General features: G+C 74.5%; 17 protein-coding genes. 7 read left to right on the top strand and 10 right to left on the bottom strand.

The annotated features are described in order from the left end of the window. From ACZ7LK_RS26530 to ACZ7LK_RS26520, 3 genes are read right to left on the bottom strand one after another with little or no spacing between them, the layout of a single operon-like run. Positions 1–861 (bottom strand): ribonuclease BN, encoded by an 861-nt coding sequence (locus tag ACZ7LK_RS26530; protein ID WP_392277139.1) that lies wholly within the window; start codon positions 859–861, stop codon positions 1–3. A 16-nt stretch (positions 862–877) separates the two neighbouring features. Then, on the bottom strand, positions 878–2,245 hold the full coding sequence (locus ACZ7LK_RS26525) for a hypothetical protein (protein ID WP_471143787.1): 1,368 nt from the start codon (positions 2,243–2,245) through the stop codon (positions 878–880). Positions 2,246–2,275: 30 nt separating this feature from the next. Beyond that, positions 2,276–2,941, bottom strand: coding sequence for an HdeD family acid-resistance protein (locus ACZ7LK_RS26520; RefSeq protein WP_392277137.1), 666 nt, complete (start codon positions 2,939–2,941; stop codon positions 2,276–2,278). A 192-nt stretch (positions 2,942–3,133) separates the two neighbouring features. On the opposite strand from ACZ7LK_RS26520, the gene ACZ7LK_RS26515 reads away from it, so the two are divergent. Both ACZ7LK_RS26515 and ACZ7LK_RS26510 read left to right on the top strand, forming a co-directional pair. Continuing rightward, on the top strand, positions 3,134–3,697 hold the full coding sequence (locus ACZ7LK_RS26515) for a potassium channel family protein (RefSeq protein ID WP_392277136.1): 564 nt from the start codon (positions 3,134–3,136) through the stop codon (positions 3,695–3,697). A gap of 44 nt (positions 3,698–3,741) precedes the next feature. Next, entirely contained in the window at positions 3,742–5,160 is a 1,419-nt protein-coding gene (locus tag ACZ7LK_RS26510) for a DUF2252 domain-containing protein (RefSeq protein ID WP_471143785.1), read from the top strand. 25 nt (positions 5,161–5,185) lie between these two features. On the opposite strand, the gene ACZ7LK_RS26505 is transcribed toward ACZ7LK_RS26510, so the two are convergent. From ACZ7LK_RS26505 to ACZ7LK_RS26490, 4 genes are all read right to left on the bottom strand, one after another. Beyond that, on the bottom strand, positions 5,186–5,383 hold the full coding sequence (locus ACZ7LK_RS26505; protein WP_392277134.1) for a hypothetical protein: 198 nt from the start codon (positions 5,381–5,383) through the stop codon (positions 5,186–5,188). Between the two features lie 150 nt (positions 5,384–5,533). Then, positions 5,534–6,055, bottom strand: coding sequence for a hypothetical protein (locus tag ACZ7LK_RS26500; RefSeq protein ID WP_469464110.1), 522 nt, complete (start codon positions 6,053–6,055; stop codon positions 5,534–5,536). Positions 6,056–6,073: 18 nt separating this feature from the next. Next, positions 6,074–7,759 (bottom strand): MFS transporter, encoded by a 1,686-nt coding sequence (locus tag ACZ7LK_RS26495; protein WP_469464109.1) that lies wholly within the window; start codon positions 7,757–7,759, stop codon positions 6,074–6,076. 315 nt (positions 7,760–8,074) lie between these two features. Continuing rightward, positions 8,075–10,744 (bottom strand): winged helix-turn-helix domain-containing protein, encoded by a 2,670-nt coding sequence (locus ACZ7LK_RS26490; RefSeq protein ID WP_471143782.1) that lies wholly within the window; start codon positions 10,742–10,744, stop codon positions 8,075–8,077. A gap of 197 nt (positions 10,745–10,941) precedes the next feature. On the opposite strand from ACZ7LK_RS26490, the gene ACZ7LK_RS26485 reads away from it, so the two are divergent. After that, positions 10,942–11,913: an immunity 49 family protein gene (locus ACZ7LK_RS26485; protein ID WP_471143780.1), complete on the top strand. Its 972-nt coding sequence runs from the start codon at positions 10,942–10,944 to the stop codon at positions 11,911–11,913. Between the two features lie 199 nt (positions 11,914–12,112). Here ACZ7LK_RS26485 and ACZ7LK_RS26480 read toward each other — a convergent pair whose 3' ends face one another. Then, the gene (locus tag ACZ7LK_RS26480) at positions 12,113–12,286 is read right to left on the bottom strand and encodes a hypothetical protein (RefSeq protein WP_392277129.1); all 174 of its coding nucleotides are present in this window, start codon (positions 12,284–12,286) and stop codon (positions 12,113–12,115) included. Positions 12,287–12,651: 365 nt separating this feature from the next. On the opposite strand from ACZ7LK_RS26480, the gene ACZ7LK_RS26475 reads away from it, so the two are divergent. The 3 genes from ACZ7LK_RS26475 to ACZ7LK_RS26465 all read left to right on the top strand — a co-directional run bounded on the left by ACZ7LK_RS26475 (position 12,652) and on the right by ACZ7LK_RS26465 (position 14,699). Beyond that, the gene (locus ACZ7LK_RS26475; protein ID WP_471143779.1) at positions 12,652–13,200 is read left to right on the top strand and encodes a DUF1062 domain-containing protein; all 549 of its coding nucleotides are present in this window, start codon (positions 12,652–12,654) and stop codon (positions 13,198–13,200) included. A gap of 72 nt (positions 13,201–13,272) precedes the next feature. After that, entirely contained in the window at positions 13,273–13,866 is a 594-nt protein-coding gene (locus tag ACZ7LK_RS26470; RefSeq protein ID WP_471143777.1) for a TetR/AcrR family transcriptional regulator, read from the top strand. Then, a complete protein-coding gene (locus ACZ7LK_RS26465; RefSeq protein ID WP_392277126.1) occupies positions 13,863–14,699 on the top strand; it encodes an alpha/beta fold hydrolase in 837 nt (278 codons plus the stop codon). The genes ACZ7LK_RS26470 and ACZ7LK_RS26465 overlap by 4 nt, the downstream gene beginning before the upstream one ends. Before the next feature lie 81 nt (positions 14,700–14,780). Here the strand turns inward: ACZ7LK_RS26465 and ACZ7LK_RS26460 are convergent, their stop codons facing one another. After that, positions 14,781–15,617, bottom strand: a complete 837-nt coding sequence (locus ACZ7LK_RS26460; RefSeq protein WP_471143775.1) for a YhjD/YihY/BrkB family envelope integrity protein — start codon at positions 15,615–15,617, stop codon at positions 14,781–14,783. A 135-nt stretch (positions 15,618–15,752) separates the two neighbouring features. Beyond that, the gene (locus tag ACZ7LK_RS26455) at positions 15,753–16,508 is read right to left on the bottom strand and encodes a hypothetical protein (protein WP_392277124.1); all 756 of its coding nucleotides are present in this window, start codon (positions 16,506–16,508) and stop codon (positions 15,753–15,755) included. A 330-nt stretch (positions 16,509–16,838) separates the two neighbouring features. Here ACZ7LK_RS26455 and ACZ7LK_RS26450 point away from each other — a divergent pair, with 330 nt between their 5' ends. Continuing rightward, positions 16,839–17,486, top strand: coding sequence for a hypothetical protein (locus ACZ7LK_RS26450; protein WP_471143773.1), 648 nt, complete (start codon positions 16,839–16,841; stop codon positions 17,484–17,486). Positions 17,487–17,672: the final 186 nt, after the last annotated feature.

Raw genomic sequence — 17,672 nt, 5'->3', positions numbered from 1 at the left:
TCACTCGCCGGCCTTGGCCCGGCGTGCGGCGAACGCCGTCCGGTACCAGCCGGACGCCGCCACCGCCTCGCCGAGGGCCAGACCCGAGACGGCCACCAGGAACACGGCGATCAGCCAGGACAGGAAGGTGAAGACGGGCCCGAGAAGACCGAAGTCGTCGAGACTGCGCTCCATGGCCGCCGGCACCAGCAGCCGGGCGGCCCAGCTCAGCACCACCGTGCCCGCCCCGGCCAGCACCGCCCCCGGTGCGAGTGCCCACCAGCCGACCCTGCCGCCCAGGAACAGGTGCTGGGTCCACCACCACAGCAGTGCCGCGGACAGCACCGAGAGCACCGCTCCGGTCACGCCGCCCCGGCCGAAACCGTCGCGCAGAGGCGCCTGGACCAGCAACGCGCCCAGCCAGACGACCAGCCACAGCAGCCAGCGCCAGACCACGTCCCGCAGCGGCGCCCTGGGCAGGTGCCAGCACCGCTCGCACACCGCTTGCAGCGCACGGCTGAACGCCGTCGCCGACACCAGCGTCACCACCAGGCCGACCGCACCCACGGAGTTCCGCGTCGGCCCGTCCGCGGCGAGGGCGCGGCGCATCTCCTGGAGGGTGTCGCCGCGGACACCGAGCACCGCGCGCAACGAATCGCCCATCAGGTCCCGCACCCCCTCCGGCGCGAAGGCCGCCACCGTCATCAGCAGCGGCAGCACCGTGCAGAAGGCCTGCGCGGCGAGCCGCACCGCGCCTTCCACGATGTTGAGGACCGGCAGCCGGGTGAGGAGCCGGGCGGCGGGACCCGACCGCAGCCCCGCCCACAGCCGCTTCGCCCGGCCCCGGGCGGAGGACGAAGCTCCGGCGGGCCTCCTGGCCACGGGCGGGCCTCCTCTGTCACGGGCTCACAGGGCCGTGCGCCTCCGCATCCGCGGCGGGTGACGCCGGAGCGGGGCCCGCGGCGGCGAGGACGGCGAGGACGGCGAGGACGACCAGGACGAGGGCCACCACCAGAGCCACCGAGCCGACCGTGGGACCGTTCCAGAGCAGGAGTGCCAAGGCGCCCGCCCCGATCGTGACCCCGGTGGTCCAGGACTGGTGCGTCGCCAGCCACCGTCCCGTCCCGCCCGTGCGCAATCCGGCACGGTTCAGGCCCCGCCCCGTGCCCCCGGCGCCCCGCCGGGCCGCCGTCCGTACGGCCCGGGCCACCCGCCCGGGTCCGTACAGGAAGGCGGCCAGCGCCGTGATCACGGAGATGACGAGGAGGGTGCGGGTGCTCTCGCGCAGGAAGCGGACGAAGGTGTCGAAGATGGCGGCGGCGGCATCGGCCGGCAACTCGGCAGGCGGCACCGCGTCGAGGTACACCCGCCGCAGGACGGCCAGCGCGACCAGCAGCAGCGCCATCATCACGCCGACGCCGACCGCCGTGACCAGCAGCATCAGCCGGTGACCCGGGGCGACCCAGACGGCGAGAACGGCGAGGACGAAGGTCAGGACGGGCAGCCAGACACCGAGCACGTCCAGCAGCCGCATCGTGTCCTGCGCCTGGCTCAGGTGCTCGGTCTCGAACAGGGTGACCGTGCGGTCGGTGTCCGGTATGGCGGCGGCCTTCTCGAAGCCCGCGTCGACGAGACGCTGCTGCACCCGGTCGACGACCTCCCCGACGTCCAGCACCACCGTGTCGCCCGTGGCCCGCACGACCCCCGTCCGCTCACCGGTGAGCACGTTCATCACCGCGGCGTGCGCCTGGCGGTTCGCGGACTCCCACACCCGCTGGAACGTGTCACTGGTGACCACACCGTTGACGGTGCGGTGCACGACGTCCTCGACCGCGCCCCGCAGCGGGCCCGTGAGGGCCTCGGCCCCGTCCACCACGCGCGGCGGCGCCCCCGCGTCCGCCAGGGCCTTCGCCAGTGCGTCGGTCACCGCCTTCACGTCCACGTTGCCGGTCACGCGGTTCGTCAGCCGGTCGGTCACGACCTTCTGCACCGCCGGGTCCGACGACAGGGGCGCCACGGTCTGCACGTACCGGTCCGTGTCCGAGACCGTGTCCTGCACCCAGGCGGCGACGACGGCCAGCGGGGCGAGCAGGAGGGTCAGCACCAGGAGGACGCAGGCGCCGATTCGCCGGACCCGGCGGTGCCGGACACCCGCCGCCCGGCGCAGCCGCTCGTAGTCGGAGCGCTCGGCGGCGGTCAGGCCATGACCGGGCCCCCCGGTCCCACCGGAGGCGGAGGCCGAGGCGGAGGACGAGCCGGAATCCATGATCTTCTCCTCGGTCGTACGGGCCGGGGGTCAGCCCGGGCCGGCGGCGCCGGACCCCGGGCCGGTGGTGCGCGGCCCGTCGGACGCCGCTCGCGCGGCGAAGGCGACGGCCGCCTCGACGAGGCCGAGCAGCACGAGCCACAGACCGAGCAGACGCGTCAGCGCCAGCGCCGACTCCATCGGCAGGGCGAGCACCACGATGCCGGCGACCAGGCCAAGCAGTCCGGCGCCCAGGACGGCCCCGCGGTGCGGCAGGTTCCGGGCGGCGACGGCCGTGTAGAGGGTGAGGATGCCGGACGCGAGCCAGACGATCCCGGTGATCAGCGACAGGGCGGCGATGGTCTGCAGCGGATGCCGCAGGCACAGCACCCCGCCCAGGACGTACAGGACCGACAGGAGCAGCCCGGTGAGCCGTTCGCCGGCCTCCTCGCGGGCGAAGACCCCGACGAACCGGAGGGCACCGGCCACGATCAGGTGCAGGCCGATGAGAACCGCCAGGACGTGCAGCGTCTCGTCCGGCCAGACCAGAATCAGCACCCCCGGCACGAGGGAGGCGAGCGCCGCCGCCAGGATCCACGTCCAGGAGCGTTCGAGCTTCACCGACAACTCCACCGGAGCGCCCGGCGGCCCACCGGCCGGGCGCGGGGACGACCGGTCCGGTCCGCTGCCCGGCGCCGGTTCACGCGGCACGGTCATGGCTCCTCCTCGCGGCGTCGGGCCGGTGGTACGGGCCGCCCAGGGGATGCGGAGGCCCCACCGGGCCAGTGTCGTGCCCGCCGCCGGGCACGCGGGTCACCCGAGGCGGGTGATCCGGCCGCGCCGCCGGGGCGGTGAGGTGGAGACCGGGAGGGGTGCGCCGACGCCCCGCGGACGACGGAGGGACGCCACATGAACGAGCCGGCGGCATCCCCGGCCCAGCCGGGCGGCGAGTCACCCCGCCGCCGGCGGCGGGCCGCGCTGGTGGCGGGGGCCCGCGCCGTGGGCGTCACGGTGGGGCTGGTGACCGCGTACTACCTGCTGCCCCTGGAAGGGCGCAGGACGGGGGCCACCACCGCCTGGCTCACCCTCGGGCTGCTGGCGGTCGTCGTGGTGCTGGTGTGGGAGGCGCGGGCCATCGTGCGCTCGCCGCATCCCCGGCTGAGGGCCGTCGAGGCGCTGGGCGGCACGGTGGCGCTGTACCTGGTGCTCTTCGCGGGTACTTACTACCTGATGGAGCGCTCGTCCCCGGGCTCCTTCAGCGAGCCGCTGACCAGGACGGACTCCCTGTACTTCACGCTGACCACCTTCTCCACTGTGGGCTTCGGCGACATCACGGCGCGCTCGCAGACGGGCCGCGTGCTGACCATGGTGCAGATGGCCGGCGGGCTGCTGCTGGTGGGCGTCGTGGCGCGGATCCTGGCGGGCGCGGTGCAGGCGGGGCTGCGACGGCAGGGCCGTGAACCGCCGCAGTAGGAGGCTCCACGGCACGCGGACATCCGTCCAGGAGGTGTGAAGCCATGGCCGTACCGAGCACCACAACCCCGACCGCTCTCCCGACGACGTCCTCAGTGGCCGAGAGGGCCGCCCAGGGCCGGGGCGCCCGCCGGCGCGCCTCCCGCTCGTGCCACGGCTGGTTCGAGGCGGGCGCCGGCCGGTTCGACCCGGTGGCGGTGGTCGAGCGGCAGTCGGCCACGCGCCTGCCCGAGCTGGTGCCCCTCCGCTACGGCCGGATGCTGGAGTCCCCGTTCCGCTTCTACCGGGGTGCGGCGGCGATCATGGCGGCCGACCTCGGCCCCCTGCCCAGCACCGGTCTGACCGTGCAGCTCTGCGGCGACGCCCACCTCCTCAACTTCCGGTTGCTGGCCTCGCCCGAGCGCCACCTGGTCTTCGACATCAACGACTTCGACGAGACCCTGCCCGGGCCGTTCGAGTGGGACGTCAAACGGCTGGCGGCCAGCTTCGCCATCGCCGGCCGGGCCAACGGTTTCTCGGTCGGGGAGCAGAACGCCGTGGTGGCGGCGTGCGTACAGGCGTACCGCAGGCGGATCCGCGAGTTCGCCGACATGCGCACCCTGGACGTCTGGTACGCGCAGGACGACGCCGACCGCATCCGCCGGCTCGCCGCCTCGATGGGCAAGGAGGCCACACGCCGCACCGATACCGCCGCGGCGCGGGCCCGCAAGCGCACCGACCTCCAGGCCTTCGCGCAACTCACCCGGGTCACGGCCGAGGGCCGGCGGATCGCTCCCGATCCCCCGCTGGTCGTCCCGCTGCGCGACCTGGCCGGCGAGCCCTCCGACGACGAGCGGCGGCAGCTCGCCACCCTCCTGGACAGCTACGGGCGGACCCTGTCGTCCGAGCGCCGCCACCTGCTGCACCGCTACCGGCTGGTCGACGTGGCCCGCAAGGTGGTGGGCGTCGGCAGCGTCGGGACCCGCTGCTGGATCCTGCTCCTGCTCGGCCGGGACGACGACGACCCCCTGCTCCTCCAGGCCAAGGAGGCCCAGCGGTCCGTCCTCGCCGATCACACGGGCGGCGAGGACTTCGACAACCAGGGCCGCCGGGTCGTGGCGGGACAGCGGCTGATCCAGACGACCAGCGACATCTTCCTCGGCTGGACGCACGTCGTCGGCCTCGACGGACGCGGCCGGGACTTCTACGTGCGCCAGCTTCGGGACTGGAAGGGCATCGCCCGGCCGGAGACCATGAACCCCCAGCTGCTCGGCCGGTTCGCCCAGCTCTGTGGGGCCTGCCTCGCCCGGGCCCACGCCCGCTCCGGCGACCCCGTCGCCATCGGCGCCTACCTGGGCGGGAGCGACCGCTTCGACCGCGCCCTCACCGGGTTCGCCCAGGCGTACGCCGACCTCAACGAACGGGACCACGAGGCGCTGGGCGCCGCGGCCCGTGCGGGCAGGATCACCGTCGAGACCCTCTGACCCCCGGGCGGCACCGCACCGCCGCTCATTCCGGCAGCGGCCGCATCTCGATGACACGCAGTCCCAGCGACCGGCAGCGGGCCAGCAGTCCGTACAGGTGCGCCTCGTCGACGACGTGCCCGAACAGCACGGTCTGGCCGGACATCACCACGTGCTCCAGCTCCGGAAAAGCTGTCGTCAGCGGCTCCGACATGTGTCCTTCGACGCGGATCTCGTAGCGCATGAGCTGCTCTCCCGCGGGCGAACCGGAACAGACGGATTTCGCGTTCCCCCCGATCGTCCCGTCGGTTGGCGGCCCCGGCTTCACCCCGCAGAGGTGACTGTGCGTCCGGGGCGGCGGCCCGGTGGGTCGATGGGGCAGTGCGTCAGTGCGTCAGTGCGTCAGGACGATCTTCAGCGTGATGATCAGCAGGCCGAGCACGAGGTTCGCCGAGGCCGTGAGGGCCACCAGGCGCCGGTGGGCACCCGCGCGGCGAGCCGCGGCCACCGACCACCCCACCTGCCCGGCCACGGCCACCGCCAGCGCGAACCACAGGGAACCCTGCACGTCGAGCCCCAGCAAGGGGCTCGCGGCCACGGCGACGGCCGGGGGGACGGCGGCCTTGACGATCGGCCACTCGTCACGGCACGCCTCCCACACGATCCGGCGGTCCGGCCGGTGCTGGGCCAGACGCGCGCCGAAGAGCTGGGCGTGGACATGGGCGATCCAGAAGACGAGGCCGGTGAGCAGGAGCAGCAGCACCACTTCCAGGCGGGGGAACGAGCCCAGGGTCCCGGCCCCGACGACCACGGACGCGGCGAGCATCGACCCGTAGACCCCGCCGGTGTAGTCGGCGTGCGCCCGTCGTACGGCGCGCCGAGCCGCCCGGTCCGAGGTCCTCTCCGTACGGAACAACCCGGTCTCCTTCCGGCCTCAGCGCGCCGCACCGGACGCGTCGTCCCCGGCACCGCCCTCCGCGTCCCCTTCCGGGTCGCCCTCGGCACCACCACCCGTGTCGCCCCCGGTGTCGCCGGGCGACCGGGCGGCGCCCGTCCCGCGCGCGGGCAGGTGGCGCGTGACGAGGAAGCCGGCGAGGGTGATCCCCCCGGTCGCGAGAACGGCCGCCTTGAGGCCGTCGAGCTGCGCCGACGCGTACGAGTCCACCAGCGCCTCCGTCTCGGCCGGCGGCAGCCCGGCCCGCTCGGCCGCCGAGCGGACCTCGTCGGTGGGGACGAAGCTGATCCCCGCTTCGAGGGCGATACCGGTCTGCTGCCGGGCCTCCTCCGACAGCCTCGGATCGTCCTCCACGTGCGAGGTGAAGGCATGGGCCAGCGCGCCGATCAGCAGCGATCCGATGAGGGCCGTCCCCAGCGCGGACCCCAGGTTCTGCGCCGTGAACTGGAGCCCGCCCACCTCGCTGCGCCGCTGCGCGCCGACGCTCGACTGCACCACGTTGCCCAGTTGTGAGGCGAGCAGGCCCATCCCCACGCCCAGCAGCGCCATCGCCCCGGCGAACTGGGCGTCGTCGATGACCGGGTCGATCGTGGCCAGCAGCCACACGATGGCCGCCGCCAGGGTCAGCAGTGCCAGCCGTACCATCCGGCGGGGTCCCGCCGCCCGTCCGAGCCGGGCGCCGAGCAGGGACGCGGCCAGCATGGTGGCCGAGACCGGCAGCAGCCGCAGCCCCGTCTCGAACGCGTCGAAGCCCTGTACCACCTGCAAGTACAGCGGGATGGTGAAGAACAGCCCGAGGAGGATGAGGTTCTGGCTCAGCAGTGCCATGAGCCCGGACCGCAGCGGCGGTACGTGCAGCAGGGACAGGTGCACCAGCGGATCGGCGCCCCGGGCGTCACGACGCCGCTGCCACCACGCGAAGACGGCCAGCACGGCCGCTCCCGCCCCGATGACGAACAGGGTCGGGGCGAAGCCCAGGACGGTGAAGGGCGGGTTGCGCGGGCGCAGCCAGCCCCAGCTACTGCTCTGGAGCACCCCGAGGACGCCCAGCGCGAGACCGGCCGCCGAGAGCGCGGCTCCGGCCCAGTCCAGCCTCGGTGGCGGCTCACGGCGCGGGGCTTCCTTGATCAGCCGCTGGCAGCACAGCACCGCCACGACCACCACGACCTCACCGGCGAAGATCAGCCGCCAGGTGAGGTAGGTCGTCACCCAGCCGCCCAGCAGCGGACCGACCGCGATCCCCGCCCCGGCGAGTCCCCCGATGACCCCGTAGGCGACCGCCCGGTCCCGTCCGCCGTACGTCTCGGCGACGAGGGCCGCCATGGCGGGCAGCACCATCGCGGCGCCGAGGCCCTCGATGACCGACCAGCCCACGGTGAGGACGCCGAGGGTCGGGGCGATGGAGGTGAGCGCCGACCCCACGCCGTAGACGACGAGGCCGGTGAAGAACAGGCGCCGCCGCCCGAAGACGTCCCCGAACTTCCCCCCGATGATCATGAAGGCCGCCATGACCAGGGCGTACAGCGTGATGACGGCCTGGACGGCCGTCACCTCGGTGTCGAAGTCCTCGACGAGCTGACTGATGGAGACGTTCATGACGGCCGTGTCCAGCACCATCAGGAACTGGGCCGTACCGAGGACGATCAAAGCCCGCCAGCGTTTCACGGTGTCCACCTCTCGGGGGCGGCCGGGGCCCGTCGGGGGAGGGAGCCGGACGACGGCAGGCGTGCGGCCGGCCGCCCTCCCCATCCCAGCCGATCCACGCGCCCGGCACCTCACCCCCCACGGGCGAGCCCCGGCGAGGGCGAGACGCCCCGCCCCCGGCCACCGGCCGGACCGGCCACCGGCCGGACCGGTGACCGCCGCCCGGGACCGCCCCGCGCCCGGGCGGCCGCGGGGCGGCGGGCCGCACCGGCGACGGCCGGAGCGCCCCGTGCCCGTCCCCGCCCCGCGCACCCCGTGCCCGTCCCCGCCCGCACCTCACAGCAGCCGGTGCTCGCGGGCCCGGCGTACCGCGTCATTGCGCCGGTTGACGGCGAGCTTCCGGTAGACGCTCTTGAGGTGCGTCTTGACGGTGTTCACCGACACGTGCAGGTCGGCGGCGATGTCCTCCGTCGACATCATCTCGGCCAGCCGGCGCAGCACGTCCTGCTCACGTCCGCTCAGCTCCTCCAGGACCGGCGGCGGGGCATGGTCCCCCGCCCGGGACCGGCCGCCGTTCGGTGCGGGCCCGGGCCTGAGCCAGCCTTCGGTCAGCTCCCGCAACGGCACCGACGCCAGCAGCGGCCGGATCCATGGACCCGCCTCCAGGAACGGACGCCGCAGCCCCTCGCGGCGGGCCTCGCGCAGCGCCTGGGCCAGCACCCGGTGGGCCGTCGCCCGGTCGCCGTCCCGGTCCGCCGCCTGGGCCCGCACCAGCATGGCCGGGACGGCCAGCCCGGGGCCCGCGCGGCCGGCCGGCGGGAGGACGTCGAGCAGGTCGTCCACCGCCACGGACTCACCGAGGGCGAGCCGGGTCCGCGCGAGCTCCACCGCGCAGGCCGGCTGATCGCCCGGCGCCGCACGCAGCAGCCGGGCGGCCTCCTCCGGCCGGCCCTCCGCCAGGTGCGCGGCCGAGGCGACGAGCGCGGTGCCCCCCTCCGCCCAGGGCGAGGCGACATCGGCCGGTACCTCCTGTGCCGCCGCCTCGAGCGCGGCGCGCGGGTCGCCGTCGGCCAGGAGCAGCCGCCCCGTGGTGATCGCCCGGCCCGCCTCCGTCACCGGGTCCCGCGGCCCGCCCCTGGAGCCGCTCATCGCGTCGAGGAGGAGCCGCGCCCGGCCCAGCTCGTTGCGGTCGACGGCCACGGCCGCCAGCACCAGCCGCCCGATGTCGGACCCGGCGGCCCCCGACGGGGCGAGCCGCTCCGGGGCGGTCACGGCCGCCAGCGCCTTGCGTTCCGCCTTGCCGAGCCAGCCGTCGAGGTAGTCGATCAGCGCCAGGCTGCCCATCGAGTCCTCCCGCGGCAGTGCCGTCGCGGCCCCGCCCGGCACGCCGGCCGCCCGGGACAGCGCGGCCCGCGCGTCCCCGAAGCGCCCGGCCCACAGCCACGCCAGCCCCACATGGGTCAGCAGCAGGGCCGTCAGCTCCGGATGCTTGTCCAGCAGGTGGGCCGGGACCTCGTGCCTGAGCTTCCGGGCCGCCTCCGCGGCCGCCTCCGCCCTCCCCGGCGAACCGGTGGCCCGCGCGGCCAGCGCCTCCAGCAGGGCACAGCTCAGCCGGGCCGCCGACTCGTCGGAGGGCGCCGCGCCCAAGCCCTCCTCCGCGTGGCGCAAGTGGTCCAGCCCCCGGTCGACGTCCGGCCCCGACAGCTCCCGGGCCGCCCGTACGAGCTCGGTGGCGGGGCTCGTGGCCCCGGCGTCCATGCGGGAGAAGAGCGCGGCCAGGTCCCCGGAGCGCAGACCGGTGAAGAGCCGGCCGATGGCGAGGTCGTCCACCAGGGCCCCGGCGGTGAATTCCCAGTCGCCCGCGGCAGCACCGTGCCCCAGCGTCTCCTCCAGGGCGCCGGCCTCCCGCAGCCATCGCGCGGCCCGCCGGTGGAGCTCCGGTTCGAGGCCGGGGGAGCGCAACCGCAGGTGGGCGCGCAGAATCTCGCCGAACAGGGGGTGCAGGCGATACCAGCCCTGCCCCAGGTGCTCGACGAAGGCGTTCTCACGGTGCAGCTCCACCAGGAGGGCCTCGCCGTCGTCGCGTCCCGTCAGCGCGTTCGCCAGCTCGGGGCGGAAGCGATCCAGGACACTGACCCTCAGCAGGAGGTCCTGCTTCTCGGGGCTCTGCCGCTTGAGCACCTCCGCCAGCAGGTAGTCCGCCACGGTGGAGTGGCCGGCCTCGAACTCCCGCAGGTAGGCCTCCGGATCCGGGCTCTCGGCCGCGGCCAGGGCGCACAGGCGCAGACTGGCCGCCCACCCCCGGGTGCGCTCCACCAGGGCGCGCGCCGCGTCCGGTGGCAGCCGCACACCGTGCAGCTCCAGCAGCGCGGCCGCCTCCTCGGGCGTGAAGGCGAGTTCGGCGCCCCTGATCTCGGTGATCTCGCCGGCCGCCCGGTACCGGTGCAGGGGCAGGAGCGGCTCGGTGCGCGTCACCAGGACCAGGCGCATGCCCCGCCCCGCGTGGTGCAGCACGAACTCCAGTTGCCGGGCGAACTCCGGGTCGGTGACGTGGTCGAACTCGTCGAGCACCACGACGACGGGCGGGTCGAGCGTGCTCAGCCGGGCGGCGAGCCGCACGAGCAGGCCGGGCTCCACCCGGTGCGCGTCCGTCGGCGAGCCGATGTCCGCCGGCAGCGGCACACCGGCGAGGTCCAGCGCGTGGAGGAGGTACGCCCACAGCACCCCGGGGCCCTGTTCCGCGCCGTCGGTGGTGAACCAGGCGACGGGTTCGTCCCGTCCCGCGGCCCATTGCGCGACCAGCAGGGTCTTTCCCGCACCGGCGGCCCCGTTGACCATGGTCAGGGGGGTGCCGGCCGCCTGGTCGAGGTGCCGGACCAGCCGCGCGCGCGGCAGGAACGTCGTCGGGAGCGTCGGGACGGCGAACCGGGTGAGCAGGAACGGCTCACCCTGAGGATCGGCGTACGGCGAGGCCGGGCCCTCACCGCTCTCCCCGGGCACGGCCATGGCGGTCACCACCACCGTTCGTCTGGCTCCGGCAACGCTCCTGTTCCCACCATCCCAGTGATCGCGTACGTGTGCACGTCACACCCTTCGGCCCCGGCCCCGCCGGAAGCCCCGGGATCGGGGGCAACAGCTTCCGGTCCCCGCCCCGCTGGTACCGTTCGGCCTTCGCAGCAACGATCATGGGAGGAGCGGCTGAGGTGCGGGAAGTGACGCCCCACACGGTCGGCGGGGAGCGCATGGCCCGGGCGCTCGAGGACATCGGCCGACGGGCCTACGGCCACTGGCACGGAATGCAGTACGGCGGCTTCTCCATGGACCTGCTGGAGGCGATGCGGGACGACCTCCTGGACCACGCCGCCGCCCGGCTCGCGGAGGACCCGCCGGGGGACCCCGCCCCGGACGACGACGGGCGGACGGCCACGGTGCTGCGGACCGCGGCGGAGTGCTCCCTGGGGCTGCTGAGCATCGGCTGTTTCCCCGACGGCGATCAGGAGATCCTCCTCCCGCTGGTCGGCGAGCGGCTCAGCAGCGAGGACAAGGCGTTCGCCGACGTCGTCGACGAGGCACCCACGGCGAGGACCTGGCTGGACGCGTTCGCCCTGTGCGTGGTCAGCGGGCTGGTGTGGGACTGGCGGCGCGTCATCGGCGGGCTGCTGCGGGAGGACTACGCGCCCGCGATCCGTGACGGCGTGCCGTACTCGCCCTTCGCCTCCGCCTCGCGGCCGTCCGACCTCGCCGAGATGGACGCGCTGTGCGCCTATCTGACCCCGTCGGCCGGGCACCTGCCCCGGGACTGGCCCACCGTGACCCTGTGCAAGCCCGACCCGGCCGAGCGCGCGGCCGCGGCCGCCGGTCTGGAGGCGGCCGGCCCGCTGACGCCGGACCAGCGCCTGCTGCGGGTACTCCTCGACGACGACCGGGCGGCCTTCGAACAGGCCCTCGCCGCCCGGCTCGTCGAGCACCGGGACGGCGTGGGCGCCGATCCCGCCCCCAGGACCCTGCTGCCGCTGGGCACCCTCGCCGTGGCCGCCCTCGCGGTGCAGGCGCACGGCTGGGAACCGGCCCTCCGGTCCGGCTACCTCCCCCGGCCCCTGCTCGGTTCCCCCGACGCACCCGCCCGCGCGGCGGCGGCCGGCGGGAACGACCTGGGCGGCTGGGCCGCGCGGTAGTCCGCTCCTCCGCCCCGCGCACCCGTGACCCCGCCCGTGCCGCGCGGGCGCGTCCTCAGCGGAGCTGTTCGGCCAGGCCCACGACGACGCCCTCGGGGCCGCGTACGTAACAGAGCCGGTACACGTCCTCGTACCGCTCCACGCCCCCGATACCCCCCATGGATCGGAGGACGGCTCCCAGCCACCCCCCGACGGTGGTTCAGCGGCGCCGGCCGGTGCGCAAGGAGCTGCCGATGCCCGCGACGTGCAGGGCGAGCAGCATCAGCCCCAGCAGCATGACATTGCCCGAGGAGAACACGTCGTTGGTGGTGATGTCGGTGGTGTTGATCAGGAAGGCGATGAAGAACAGAACGGCGGCGACTATGCCCAGCATGTGACGACTCCCTTGACCTGAGGTGTGCGCACGCTTCCCGTGCAACGGTCCATGTGCCCCCACCTCCCGCCCGCAGACCTGCCGGGACCCGGCCGGTGTCATCCGTACGCCGAGGGCGTCGGAGTGCCCCGCGGCGGCCTTCGGGGCAGGGGAGACGCAACCCGCCCGCCCGGCCGCCGAACGCCGAAAACCCGTGGAGCGGCGCCGCCGTTCACCGCTACCGTGCTGCCGCCACCCGGTCGCCGAGCCAAGGACACACCGTTGTACACCCTGTGAGACCTCCCGAGCGCTGAACCGTCGCGCGTCGCGCCTCTGCGCCGCGCCCCTTTTTGCTGCGGATTTCTCACTGGAACCGGTGTACTCCTGTGCTCACCACCTGGGTGGTCATGCCCACCTGCCTGCCGCTCGTCCTCCGCCGTTGCCGCACCTGCGCCTCCGAGCGCTTCCGGGCGAACGGCAAGTTCCGGGTCAACGCCCACCACAAGCTCCTCGACGCCTGGCTCCTCGTGCTCTGCACCACCTGCGGGGAGACCGCCAAGCTCGCGGTCCTGGAGCGGATGAACGTGCGTTCCCTACGCCCCGGTCTGCTGGACCGGCTGCACAGCAACGATCCCGTCCTGGCGGCCGAACTGCTCCAGGATCCGGTCGTACGGCGCCGCAACCGCATCGCCCTCGACTGGCACGGCGCCTGGCGCCTCGACACCGGCGGACCGGCTCGACCGGACCGTGAGGTGATCGACGTCGCGGTCCGCTTCGCGGCGCCGGTCCCCGTGCGGCCGGCGCGACTGATCGCGGAAGGCCTCGGTCTGTCCCGGGCCGAGGTCGGGAGGCTGGTCACGGAGGGGAAGCTCGTCTCGGTCGTACGGCTGGACGGCAGGCTCTCCGGCGACTTCACCTTCACGCTCAAGCGCTGAGCCCGCCGCTGTCGTTGCCGTTCCTAGGGGTCCTAGGATATACCTAGGGCCCCTAGGAACATGGGAGGGCGCATGGCACGGGCAGGGCTGACGGCGGATCGAGTGACCCTCGCCGCCGCCGAGTTGGCGGATGAGATCGGGCTCGACCAGGTGACCATGTCACAGGTCGCGCGGCGGCTCGGCGTGAAGGACGCGAGCCTCTACACGCACGTACGCGGCCTGGAAGACCTGCGCGGACGGATCGCGCTGCTGGCGGCGGACGAGAAGACCATCCGTATCGCGGAGGCGACCTCGGGCCGGGCGGGCAAGGACGCACTGGTCGCGTACGCCGACGCGTGGCGGCGGTACGCCCACGAGCACCCGGGCCGCTACACGGCCACCCAGGCCCCGGTCCGGATCGATCCCGGCCTCGCCGCGACGGCGCCCGGACCACGGCGCGCCGTCGAACTGACCTACGGCATGCTGCGCGGCTACGGACTGACCGAGCCCGACCTCACCGACGCGGTCCGGCTGCTGCGCAGCACGTTCCACGGTTTCGTCGCCCTGGAGGCGGCGGGCGGTTTCGCCCACGCGCGCTCGCCCGAGGACTCCTGGGTCCGCGCCCTCGACGCCCTCCACACGCTCCTGGAGCACTGCCCACCGTCCCGAGAAGGAGACCCCTCATGACCGCCCCGACCACCGGCAGCCTGCGCGTGAACGGTGCGACACTCCACTACGAAGTACGCGGCCGGGGCCCCGTCCTGCTGCTGGTCCCCGGCGGGTCCGGCGGCGCGGCCTCCTTCGATCCCCTCGCGGACGAGCTGGCCGCCGAGTACACCGTCGCGACCTACGACCCGCGCGGCATGTCCCGCAGCACGCTGGACGACCCCGAGGCCGAGCAGCGGGTGGCCGAGCACGCCGACGACGCGCTCCGGCTGCTCGACCTGCTGTCACCCGGCGAGCCGGCCCGGGTGTTCGGCGCCAGCTCCGGCGCGATCGCCGCGCTGCACCTGCTCACCGCCCACCCCGAACGCGTCGAACGCCTGGTGGCCCACGAGCCGCCGGCGGTGGAGGTCCTGCCGGACGCGGCCGCACACCGCGCACTCGTCGCCCGCGTCCAGGAGACCTTCCGGACCCAGGGGCTCATGCCGGCGATGGCCGTGTTCGCCGCGGGCCTGAAGAAGGACGGTGACCGCACCGCGCCGGAGGCGGAGGTCCGGCTCCCGCCGCAGGCGGCCGCACGGGCCGAGCGGACGATGGCGAACCTGCCGTACTTCGTCGGCCGCATCGTGCCGGCCTTCATGTCCTACGCCCCGGACACCGAACGCCTGGCGGCACTGTCGGACCGGCTTGTCCTGGCCTGCGGCCGGGACTCACGCGGCGAGCTGCCCTACCGCCCGGCCGCCTTCCTGGCCGAGCGCCTGGGCCTGGAACTCCGCCACTTCCCCGGCGGGCACACCGGGTCGACCACGCATCCCGCCGAGTTCGGCGAGGCACTGCGGAAGGCGCTGCGCGCCTAGGGAGTGTCCGCGCGCTTCCAGGCGTCCGGCGCGACGGGTCCCCGGCCATGGCCCCGGTCATGGCCCGGGCCATGGTCCCGGCTATGGCCCGGACTTCGGGGCGGGCGCGCGATCGGTGAGCATGCGGCCGACCACCGCGCCCAGATGGATGACCACCCCCACCGCCACCAGCCAGGAGATGATGATCATGACGACGCCGACGGGGCCGTACCGCTGTTCGTTCGCCACGATGGACGCCGAGAAGTACCGCGCCGAGAACACGCCCAGGCCCGTCCAGCACACACTGGTGACCAGCGCGGCGGGCAGGAGGGCACGCCACCGCACCGCGCCGGACAGAAGCACCCAGACGGTGCCCCACCAGAAGGCGACCGCCCACACCCACCCCGCCAGGCTCCTCAGCGGCAGCCCTCCCACCACCCGGCCCAGCGCGCTCTGGACCGCGGTGAAGGCCAGGAGGAACACGAGCCAGACCACCTGGATCGTGACGTCGTGCCAGCCCCGCCGGGAGACGTCGAACAGCGTCTGGTACCAGCTCTGAAGGGTGCCTGCCACGGCCATGGCCCCCAGGGCCATGAGGAAGCCGCTCACCACCGTCACGGTGTCCGACCCGGGCCCGGGCACGAACAGCGACGCCACCGCCTCCGCCGCTTCCTGGTTCAGCCCCAGCCACCGAACGACGACCGTCGTGGTGTCGCGCCCCGTCGCCTCGGTGAGCACGATGAGCATCGGGAAGAAGCACAACAGGGCGAGCGCGGCGAGCTGGAGCGCGTGGTTGAAGAAGTCGGCCTCCGTGAGCCGGCCCCACAGGCTGCCCCACAGCCTGCCCGGCCCGCTCTCACCGAGGCGCCGGGCCTGCCGCGACGCCCACTGCCAAGGCCGCGGCGGGCCTTCCCGCTTCCGGCGCGCTCCGCCTCCCATGGAGGCATTGATACCGGCGCGTTCCCTCCTTGTCGCGCCGCCGTGCCGTGAGTCACCGCCGGGTGAGCCCGCCCGTAAGGGCACGGCCAGCACGGCAGCGGGTCCGCCACCGGCCCGGCTCCCGCGCCAGGCGCTCTAACCGTCGGCGGGGGCGTGCGGGTTCACCCGGTAGGTCAGTTCGTAACGCGCCCCGGCGTCGTCGAAACGGGCCACCTGGAAGCCGGCGCCCGCGAGTGACGTGACCAGCCGCACCGATCCGATGACGTCCTCGACGCTCCCGTCCTCGTTGGGCCGGACGGCCACCTCGACCGTCGCCGGGCCGGGCAGGGGCCGTGTGACGTCCAGGGACCAGGTCTCGCCCTGCTCCATCTCCCGCCGGGCGACCTGTTCGCCGTTCCACCGCAGCGTCACGACGTCGAGCTCCGGCACGCCGGGGATGTTGTGGTTCGAGCGCGGTGACTCGCAGAAGATCCAGCTGAGGACCCCGTCGGCCGGGGCGGGGGCCGGACCGGGGTCGGGTACGTCGTCGATCCGCCGGACCTTGTAGGTCAGCTCGTACTGGGCCCCGGCCTCGTCGAAACGGACCTCGTGGAAGTCGGTGGCGGAGAGGCCCGTGCCCACGTCGGCCTCGCTCAGCCGCACCGACCCGATGACGTCCTCGACGCTCCCGTCCTCGTTGGGCCGGACCACCACCTCGACCGTCGCCGGGGCCGGCAGGGGCCGTGTGACGTCCAGGGTCCAGGTCTGTCCCGTTTCCATCTCCCGCTGCGCGACGACCTGGCCGTTCCACCGCAGGGTGACGACATCGAGTTCCGGTACCCCGGGGACGTTGTGGTTCGAACGGGGCGACTGGCAGAAGATCCAGCTGAGGATTCCCTCGTAGGACGGCATGGGCGTGCGCCTCCGGGCTCGACGGCGGGTCCCGAACACCGTCCGCCCTTGAGCCACGCCCCGCCACCGGGCCTCCGCCATCCGGAGCCGGTTCAAGAAGATCACCGGCGTCCGCGTCCCTCGCGGTTCCGGTACGCCGGCCGTGGCCGTGGCCGTGGGCGTGGGCGTGGGCGTGGGCGTGGGCGTGGGCGGGGCCGTATGGCCGTGGCCGTGAGCGCGGGCGCGGCCAGTAGGCTCTGGTCGCGGCGGAGGCCCGCGAGCCGCCGCCCGAGGTCTTGCCGGCGGCCGGCGAACCGCCGCACCAGGGGCCGTTCCGGGAGGGGAAACGCGATGATCGCTGTGGAGTACGGCTATGAGGTGCTGCCCGGAGTGGCGGCGGACACCCCGGGCGTCGAGGAGGTCCTGCGGCGGCGTGAACGCGGCATCCGGTGGGGCCTTTTCGCGCTGACCGCCGAAGTGCTGCTGTCGGTGGCGGTCCTCGCCCTGGCGGGCCCCGGATCCGCCCCCGGCTTGGTCACCGCCGCCTGCATGGTCCCCGTCATCGCGGTCACGGCCGGCCTGACGCTGCTGTGGCAGCGGGCGCGGCGCCGGGAGCGGCTGGTCATGTCCACCTACGGCTGGCAGGTCTGGCCCGTGCGGACCCAGGACGTCCGGGTGGTCGCCGCCGAGGGGGAGCGGGCCCAGGGCCGCCGCTGGGGTACGGACGGCCGGGTGGTGCTGCTCCAGCCGGACGGCCAGAGCCACTGCTCGTTCCCCGTGCCCGCGGACGGCTGGGACGGCCCCCGGCCGAGCGGGCCCCGCCCGGCGGACCGGGTGTGGTTCGCCGGCGACACCCGGTTCGGCGGCATGGTCGCCGAACCGGGCGGGCTGCCCTTCCGCTACGTCGTCCGCTCCACGCCGGGCAAGCGCCGTGGCACCGGACCGGAGGACGAACTGGCCCGCCGCGCCGGCCTGATGCCCCGGAGCCGGCGGCGGTAGGCATTCCCTGCGCTCCTCAGCCGGCTGTCGGGTACGAGAAGACACTGGGCCGGGCGAGCTGCTCCGCGGCCCGGCCGGCGCGGTGACCGGTGCCCCCGGCGTGGACAGCGGGGGACAACGGCACACGGACCTGCCGCGTTTCCGGCCGTACACGCACGGGCCGCGCCACCCGTGTCGCACGTCCCC

It is taken from the genome of Streptomyces sp. NPDC039423 (genome assembly GCF_055598725.1).
The sequence above is the reverse complement of the archived record's forward strand: the minus strand, read 5'-3'. Positions and strand labels throughout refer to the sequence as shown.

Coding starts and splice junctions, on each gene's coding strand:
- ACZ7LK_RS26525 (WP_471143787.1), bottom strand. CDS start 2,245: ATGGATTCCGGCTCGTCCTCCGCCTCGGCCTCCGCCTCCGGTGGGACC.
- ACZ7LK_RS26520 (WP_392277137.1), bottom strand. CDS start 2,941: ATGACCGTGCCGCGTGAACCGGCGCCGGGCAGCGGACCGGACCGGTCG.
- ACZ7LK_RS26515 (WP_392277136.1), top strand. CDS start 3,134: ATGAACGAGCCGGCGGCATCCCCGGCCCAGCCGGGCGGCGAGTCACCC.
- ACZ7LK_RS26510 (WP_471143785.1), top strand. CDS start 3,742: ATGGCCGTACCGAGCACCACAACCCCGACCGCTCTCCCGACGACGTCC.
- ACZ7LK_RS26505 (WP_392277134.1), bottom strand. CDS start 5,383: ATGCGCTACGAGATCCGCGTCGAAGGACACATGTCGGAGCCGCTGACG.
- ACZ7LK_RS26490 (WP_471143782.1), bottom strand. CDS start 10,744: ATGGCCGTGCCCGGGGAGAGCGGTGAGGGCCCGGCCTCGCCGTACGCC.
- ACZ7LK_RS26480 (WP_392277129.1), bottom strand. CDS start 12,286: ATGCTGGGCATAGTCGCCGCCGTTCTGTTCTTCATCGCCTTCCTGATC.
- ACZ7LK_RS26470 (WP_471143777.1), top strand. CDS start 13,273: ATGGCACGGGCAGGGCTGACGGCGGATCGAGTGACCCTCGCCGCCGCC.
- ACZ7LK_RS26465 (WP_392277126.1), top strand. CDS start 13,863: ATGACCGCCCCGACCACCGGCAGCCTGCGCGTGAACGGTGCGACACTC.
- ACZ7LK_RS26460 (WP_471143775.1), bottom strand. CDS start 15,617: ATGGGAGGCGGAGCGCGCCGGAAGCGGGAAGGCCCGCCGCGGCCTTGG.
- ACZ7LK_RS26455 (WP_392277124.1), bottom strand. CDS start 16,508: ATGCCGTCCTACGAGGGAATCCTCAGCTGGATCTTCTGCCAGTCGCCC.
- ACZ7LK_RS26450 (WP_471143773.1), top strand. CDS start 16,839: ATGATCGCTGTGGAGTACGGCTATGAGGTGCTGCCCGGAGTGGCGGCG.